The organism is Stenotrophomonas sp. Sm10, assembly GCF_030985515.1.
In the GTDB taxonomy this organism is placed as follows: Bacteria; Pseudomonadota; Gammaproteobacteria; order Xanthomonadales; family Xanthomonadaceae; genus Stenotrophomonas; species Stenotrophomonas hibiscicola.
The window spans coordinates 21,181-27,935 of record NZ_JAPTFO010000059.1 but is presented as its reverse complement, the minus strand read 5'-3'; the positions used below and the strand labels follow the sequence as shown (position 1 = coordinate 27,935).

6 protein-coding genes are annotated in these 6,755 nt (G+C 68.6%); 2 read left to right on the top strand and 4 right to left on the bottom strand.

Annotated features, from left to right (window positions below; all coding sequences use genetic code 11):
* Nucleotides 1-47 precede the first annotated feature (47 nt).
* From O0J15_RS15450 to O0J15_RS15440, 3 genes are all read right to left on the bottom strand, one after another.
* On the bottom strand, nt 48-1,475 hold the full coding sequence (locus O0J15_RS15450; protein ID WP_019658787.1) for an amino acid permease: 1,428 nt from the start codon (nt 1,473-1,475) through the stop codon (nt 48-50).
* A 204-nt stretch (nt 1,476-1,679) separates the two neighbouring features.
* Entirely contained in the window at nt 1,680-2,309 is a 630-nt protein-coding gene (gene leuE / locus O0J15_RS15445; RefSeq protein WP_308305901.1) for a leucine efflux protein LeuE, read from the bottom strand.
* Between the two features lie 14 nt (nt 2,310-2,323).
* Nucleotides 2,324-3,295: a LysR family transcriptional regulator gene (locus O0J15_RS15440; protein ID WP_155030386.1), complete on the bottom strand. Its 972-nt coding sequence runs from the start codon at nt 3,293-3,295 to the stop codon at nt 2,324-2,326.
* A 91-nt stretch (nt 3,296-3,386) separates the two neighbouring features.
* On the opposite strand from O0J15_RS15440, the gene O0J15_RS15435 reads away from it, so the two are divergent.
* A complete protein-coding gene (locus O0J15_RS15435) occupies nt 3,387-4,394 on the top strand; it encodes a zinc-binding alcohol dehydrogenase family protein (RefSeq protein ID WP_155030385.1) in 1,008 nt (335 codons plus the stop codon).
* 153 nt (nt 4,395-4,547) lie between these two features.
* Here O0J15_RS15435 and O0J15_RS15430 read toward each other — a convergent pair whose 3' ends face one another.
* Entirely contained in the window at nt 4,548-5,153 is a 606-nt protein-coding gene (locus O0J15_RS15430; protein ID WP_111099194.1) for a glutathione S-transferase family protein, read from the bottom strand.
* Between the two features lie 45 nt (nt 5,154-5,198).
* On the opposite strand from O0J15_RS15430, the gene rmuC reads away from it, so the two are divergent.
* On the top strand, nt 5,199-6,755 hold the full coding sequence (gene rmuC / locus O0J15_RS15425) for a DNA recombination protein RmuC (RefSeq protein ID WP_019658781.1): 1,557 nt from the start codon (nt 5,199-5,201) through the stop codon (nt 6,753-6,755).

The window sequence follows — 6,755 nt, the reverse complement described above, 5'->3', positions numbered from 1 at the left end:
GGCGGGGGGGGGGGGCGGGCGGGCGCCCGCCACTACCGGTGATCGGTCTATTTCGCGATCAGCGCATGGCGTCGGCTGTACAGCAGGTACAGCACCAGGCCGGCCACGTTCCACAACAGGAAGTACAGCTGGGTGGTGTGCGGCAGGCTGATGAACAGGTAGATGCAACCCAGCGCGGCCAGCGGGCCAACCACGAAGGCCAGCGGCGTGCGGAACGTGCGCGCGCGGTCCGGCTCGCGCAGCCGCAGCACCACCAGGCAGATGCCTACCGCAGTGAACGCGGCCAGGGTACCGGCGTTGGCCAGTGCGGCAATCTCGTCCAGGCGCGCCACGCCGGCCAGCGCGGAAACCACGACCGCAGTGAACAGCGTGGTTGCCACCGGCGTGCCGGTACGTGCGTTCACCTTGGACAGGCGACGCGGCAGCAGGCCGTCGCGGCTCATCACGAAGAAGATGCGGCTCTGGCCGTACAGGAAGGCCAGCAGCACGGTCGGCAGGGCGATGATCGCGATCACGCCGATCACCATCGCCGCGGTCGGATGGCCCAGCTGGCGCATGATCAGCGCCAGCGGCTCGGCGCTGTGGCCGAACACCGCGTAGCTCATCGCACCCACGGCGGCCAGCGCCACCAGCACGTAGACGATGGTGCAGCCGATCATCGAACCGATGATGCCGATCGACAGGTCGCGGCCCGGGTTCTTGGTTTCCTCGGCGGCGGTGGAGATCGCATCGAAGCCGTAGAAGGCGAAGAAGATGATCGCCGCTGCCGCCATCACGCCGTGCTCGACGCCGTCGGGGCCCATCGACTTGGCGAAGCCGTACGGCATGAACGGCTGCAGGTTGGCGCTGTCGAACGCGGGCAGGGCCACGGCCACGAAGATGGCCAGCGCGATCAGCTTGAACACCACCAGGATGGCGTTGAGTGTGGCGCTTTCCTTGGTGCCGGCCATCAGCATGCCGGCCACCAGCCAGGTGATGATGATCGCCGGCAGGTTGATCATGCCGCCTTCCACGTGCGGGCCGGCCGCCAGCCAGGCCGGCAGGTGCACGTTCCAGCCGAACTGGGTGTGGACCCATTCGAGGAAGCCGACGAAGTAGCCGGACCAGCCCACCGCCACCGTACTCACCACCAGCGAGTACTCCAGGATCAGGCTCCAGCCCACCACCCAAGCGAACACCTCGCCCAGCGCACTGTAGCTGTAGGTGTAGGCACTGCCGGCGGCGGGCATCATCGTCGACAGCTCGGCGTAGGACAGCGCCGCGCAGGCACAGACCGCACCGGCGATGGCGAAGGAGATCAGCACGGCCGGGCCAGCCAGGTTGGCACCGACGCCGATCAGCGTGTAGATGCCGGTACCGACGATGGCGCCGATGCCCAGCGCGATCAGGTGCGGCCAGCTGAGCGTCGGGATCAGGCGCCTGCCGGCTTCGTGGACGGTGACGGAATCTAGGGACTTGCGCCGGAACAGGGACATGCAGGCCTCGGAAGGGGTGACTTAGAACGACAAGTTCCCGAGTGTGACCGAACGCAGCGCAGCATTACCACTGACGGGGGTCATGATTGCCGGCGCGCGCGCTGCACCGCGACCAGACTGCCGGAATCGGCATAAAGCAGGCCGGGGCGCCAGAGGCGGTGCCGGCGAACAGCAGGGCCAGGCCGAGCAGCGGCAGCCGCCCGTTCATCCATTCAACCCCAGCCGGATGCCGAACCCCACCAGGAACAGGCCGGTCACGCGGCGCAGCGCATCGCTGATTCGCGGGTGCTGGATCAACCGGCGGCGGGCCAGGTTGCCCGCGCCGATCAGCATCGAGCAGTAGGCGATGCTGACCACCAGGATGATGCCGGCCAGGGCCGCGAAGGTCGCGATGCCCTGGTGCGCCTTCGGATCGATGAACAGCGGCAGGAAGGCCATGTAGAACAGGATCGCCTTCGGGTTGAGCAGGCTGACCAGGATCGCCTGCTGGAAGTAGCGGCCCGGCTGCATGCGGATCGGACCAGCATCACCGCCCTCGTGCTTGGGCGTGCGGAGCAGGCTGATGCCCACCCACACCAGGTAGGCCGCACCCAGGTACTGCACGGCGTGGAACACCAGCGGGTTGGCCTTGAGCAGTGCGGCCACGCCGGCCAGCGCCAGCCACATCAGGATCTGGTCGCCGACCAGCAGGCCGGCCAATGCGGTGTAGCCGCCACGCACGCCGCCACGGCCGGTGGCGGTCAGCAGGGTGAAGGTGCCGGGGCCGGGCAGGGCGAGAAACACCAGCACGGCGACCAGAAACGTCCACAGGTCCTGGATGCCCATCCACGGCATGGCGGTGTTCTCTCTTACGCGGGGCCGCCATTGTCGGCCAGCACCACGGCGGAGGACAGGGGGCCGGTGGGGCCAACCGGCATGCCAGACAGCAGCGGTTGCAGGTGCTGGCGCAGCTGCGCGTGCAGCTGCCGCACCGCGGGTGAGAACTGCTTGCGGTGCGGGCACACCAGCTGCAACGGGATGTCGCTGCCGACACCGCCCAGCAGCAGCTGCAGGCGCCCGGCCAGCACGTCCTCGCGCAGGTCCAGCCAGGACTTGTAGGTGATGCCTTCGCCGGCCACGGCCCAGCGCCTTACAACATCGGCGTCGTCGCAGACCAGGGGGCCGCGCACGGCAACCACGGTACGACGCCCATCGACGTCGAAAGACCAGCGATCGTAGGCACGACCGCTGAGCTGGTAGACCAGGCAATCGTGCTCACGCAGTTCGTCCAGGCGCACCGGCGTGCCCCGTCGCTGCAGGTAATCGGGCGAGGCCGCCAGTACGCGCCGATTGCCTTCCAGCAGGGGCAGGGCGACGTAGTTGGCGCCGTCGAAGTGGCCGATGCGGATGGCCACGTCGACCGGGTCGCGGAACACATCGGCCACTTCATCGGACAGGCGCAGGTGCAGGCGCAGCCGGGGATGGGCCGCGCGGAACGCGCTCAGCCAGGGCAGCAGCAGGTTGCGGCCCAAGTCCGACGGCGCCGACAGCTGCAGGGTGCCGTGCAGTTCGGCGTCCTCGGCCTGCACGCGCGCCTGGCCCTCGCGCAGGGTGGCCAGCACGTCCTGTGCGTAGGGCAGGTACAGCGCGCCCTCGCCGGTCAGGCGCAGGCTGCGGGTGGTGCGCACGAACAGGCGCAGGTCCAGCTCGCGTTCCAGCCGCGCCACCGCCGCGGCGACCTGCCCCGGCAGCAGGTCGGCCTCGCGGGCCGCTTGCGAAAAGCTGCCCAGCGCAGCAGTGCGGACGAACAGCTGCAGATCGTCGAAACGGATCATCTTCATCGCCAGAGTGAAAGTGCTGCCCGATTCTGCGCCTTTCCGAGGGACCGCGCGCGGCGCAACCTGTCGCCTCCTCCCCCACTGGACCGCTGCCATGCGCGCCATTGCCTACACCCAAGCCGGCCTGCCGATCGATGATCCCCAGGCCCTGATCGACCTCGAACTGGAGTTGCCGCAGCCCGGCCCGCGCGACCTGCGCGTGGCGGTGCGCGCAGTGGCGGTGAACCCCGTCGACACCAAGGTCCGCCGAGGCGTCGCCACCGACGGCCCGCGCGTGCTGGGTTGGGATGCGGTCGGCATCGTCGATGCGGTGGGCAGCGAGGTGAGCCTGTTCCAGCCCGGCGATGCGGTCTACTACGCTGGCGTCATCGATCGCCCGGGCAGCAATGCCCAGTACCAGTTGGTGGACGAACGCAGCGTCGGCCGCAAGCCGGCCAGCCTCGATGACGCCGCTGCCGCCGCACTGCCGCTGACCGCGATCACCGCCTGGGAGCTGCTGTTCGACCGCCTGCGCATTCCCGAGGACGGGGGCGAAGGCCAGACCCTGCTGGTGATCGGCGCTGCCGGTGGTGTCGGCTCGATCCTGGTGCAGTTGGCGCGGAAGCTCACCAGGCTGACCGTGATCGGCACCGCCTCGCGCCCGGAGACCCAGGACTGGGTGTATGCGATGGGCGCCCACCATGTGATCGACCACCGCCTGCCACTGGCCGAGGGCCTGGCGCGGCTGGGCATCAGCGAGGTGCAGCACGTGGCCAGCCTGACCCATTCCGACCAGCACTACGCGCAGATCGTGGAGCTGCTGGCGCCGCAAGGGCAGTTCGGCCTGATCGATGACCCGGGCCAGGTGGATGTGATGGCGCTCAAGCGCAAGGCGTTGTCACTGCACTGGGAATCGATGTTCACCCGCCCGCTGTACCGGACGGTGGACATGCAGCGCCAGCACGACCTGTTGAACCGGGTGGCCGAGCTGATCGATGCCGGCGTGCTGCAGACCACGCTGGGCGAGCACTTCGGGCGCATCGACGCGGCCAACCTGCGCCGTGCCCATGCGCTGCTGGAGAGCCATCGCGCCAAGGGCAAGATCGTGCTGGAAGGCTGGTAAGGCTCCTGTAGAGCCGAGCCCACGCTCGGCTGCCGTTCGCGCGTGGGCGTCAGCCGAGCATAGGCTCGGCTCTACGGAGCTTCATCCACACATGGCGTGGATCAGCCGTGTCGACCAGGGTCGACACCTACCAACAGCTGCGGGAGCCACCGCTCACGCCACGCCGTTGTCGACGTGTTCGGCGAAACCGGGCTGCTCTCGCAGGCGCTCGAACCATGCGACGAGGTGGGGCAGCGCGGGCTTGCTGCCCGGCGTGCTGCGCCAGCGTTGGGTCGACAGCCCCAGCACGATATCTGCAAGGGTGAAGGTGCTGCCCGCCACATAGGCATCGGTGGCGGCCAGCTGGGCTTCAAGCACACCCATCAGCCGGTTCCACTGCGCCAGGCTGGCCTCGGCGCGGGCATCGTCCGGATAGTCCGGATGCTGGCGCACGCGCGCCATGAACACGTGGCGCCAGGCACTGTTGAGATCGCTGGCCTGCCAGTCCATCCACTGCTCTACCCGCGCACGGGCCTGCGCCGCACGTGGCAGCAGATCCTCGCGTCCGGCGCGCGCGGCAAGGTAGCGGCAGATGCTGTTGGATTCCCACAGTACGAAGTCGCCATCGCGCAGCACCGGCACCTGCCGGTTGGGGTTCAGCGTGGCCAGCAGGTCCGGCGGGGGGGCCGGTTCGTGGTGCAGGGGCAAGTCCAGACCGGCGCACAGCCATAGCACCTTGCGCACATTGATGGAGGTGGGCTTTCCGTACAGAGCGAGCATGGTCCTGACGCAGCAGCTGAGACTCGGCCAGCCTACACTTGCCCCATGCAAACCGAATACCTGCTCATTGCCGGCCTTCTATTGGCCGTGCTCATCCTGCAACTGGTCGCCCTGCTGCGCCGTCCGCCGCATGACCGCCTGGAACAGGCCGTGCGCGAGGAGGCCCGCGCCGGGCGCAGCGAACTGCGCGAACAGCTCGATGGCTTCGCCCGCGCGCTGACCGATCTGTCCACCCGCACCGACCAGCGCCTGGACCTGCTGCGCGAAGCGCTGGGCGAAGATGCCCGCAAAGCCCGCGCTGAAGTGGCCGACAGCCAGCAGCGCGGCGCAGCGTTGATGGGGCAGCGGCTGCAGGAACTGCGCGGCCAGCTGGAGACCTTCGGCCAGCAGCAGGAGGCACGCATCCATGCGTTTGGCCAGCAGCTGCAGGAGCTCACTGCGCGTACCGATACCCAGCTCGGGGCGCTGCGCCAGACCCTGGTGGACGATGCACGCAAGGGCCGCGAGGAGGGCGCGCAGTCGCAGCAGCGCCTGACCGACAGTCTGGGCCTGCGCCTGCAGGAACTGACCCAGCGCAACGAGCAGCGCATCGCCGAGATGCGTGCCACGCTGGAGGAACAGCTGCGCGCGCTGCAGAACGACAACGCCCAGAAGCTGGAGCAGATGCGCCACACCGTGGACGAGAAGCTGCAGTCGACGCTGGAAACGCGGCTGGGCAACTCCTTCAAGCTGGTCTCCGAGCGCCTGGAACAGGTGCAGCGTGGCCTCGGCGAGATGCAGCAGCTGGCCACCGGCGTGGGCGACCTCAAGCGCGTGCTGACCAACGTCAAGAACCGCGGCAGCTGGGGCGAAGTGCAACTGGAGAACATCCTCGAGCAGACACTCACCCAGGAGCAGTACGCGCGTGCGGTGAGGGTGCGCCCGGATAGTGGCGAGATGGTCGATATCGCCGTGCGCCTGCCGGGCCGCAGCAGCGACGACACGCCGGTGTGGCTGCCGATCGACTCCAAGTTCCCGCGCGAGGATTACGAGCGCCTGCTGGACGCACAGGAACAGGGCGATGCCGAGGGCGTGCGCCTGCAGGGCATCCAGCTGGAGCGCGCGGTGCGCGTGCAGGCCAAGTCGATCTGCGACAAGTACATCGTGCCACCGCACACCACGGACTTCGCGGTGATGTTCCTGCCCACCGAAGGCCTGTATGCCGAGGTGATCCGGCGCCCGGGCCTGGTCGACCTGCTGCAGCGCGAGCACCGTGTGGTGGTGGCCGGACCGACCACGGTCACCGCGTTGCTCAACAGCCTGCAGATGGGCTTCCGCACCCTGGCCATTGAAAAGCGATCCAGCGAAGTGTGGGGCCTGCTGGGTGCGGTCAAGAGCGAGTTCGGGAAGTTCGCCGGCATCCTGGAAAAGGCCGAGAAGCAGATCACTACCGTTGGCCGCAGCATCGGGGAGGCCAGCCGCAAGACCCGTACCATCGAACGCCGCCTGCGTGGCGTGGAGTCGCTGGCGTCCGAACAGGCGCAGTCGCTGCTCGGCGACCTGGCCGAGGGTGATGCGGTGGCCGAGGAGGAAGGCAGTGACGGCGAGGGCGACGAGGCCTGA

Bases quoted from the DNA above. Each gene is read 5' to 3' on its own strand.
- O0J15_RS15450 (WP_019658787.1), bottom strand. From the start codon at position 1,475: ATGTCCCTGTTCCGGCGCAAGTCCCTAGATTCCGTCACCGTCCACGAA.
- leuE (WP_308305901.1), bottom strand. From the start codon at position 2,309: ATGCCGTGGATGGGCATCCAGGACCTGTGGACGTTTCTGGTCGCCGTG.
- O0J15_RS15440 (WP_155030386.1), bottom strand. From the start codon at position 3,295: ATGAAGATGATCCGTTTCGACGATCTGCAGCTGTTCGTCCGCACTGCT.
- O0J15_RS15435 (WP_155030385.1), top strand. From the start codon at position 3,387: ATGCGCGCCATTGCCTACACCCAAGCCGGCCTGCCGATCGATGATCCC.
- O0J15_RS15430 (WP_111099194.1), bottom strand. From the start codon at position 5,153: ATGCTCGCTCTGTACGGAAAGCCCACCTCCATCAATGTGCGCAAGGTG.
- rmuC (WP_019658781.1), top strand. From the start codon at position 5,199: ATGCAAACCGAATACCTGCTCATTGCCGGCCTTCTATTGGCCGTGCTC.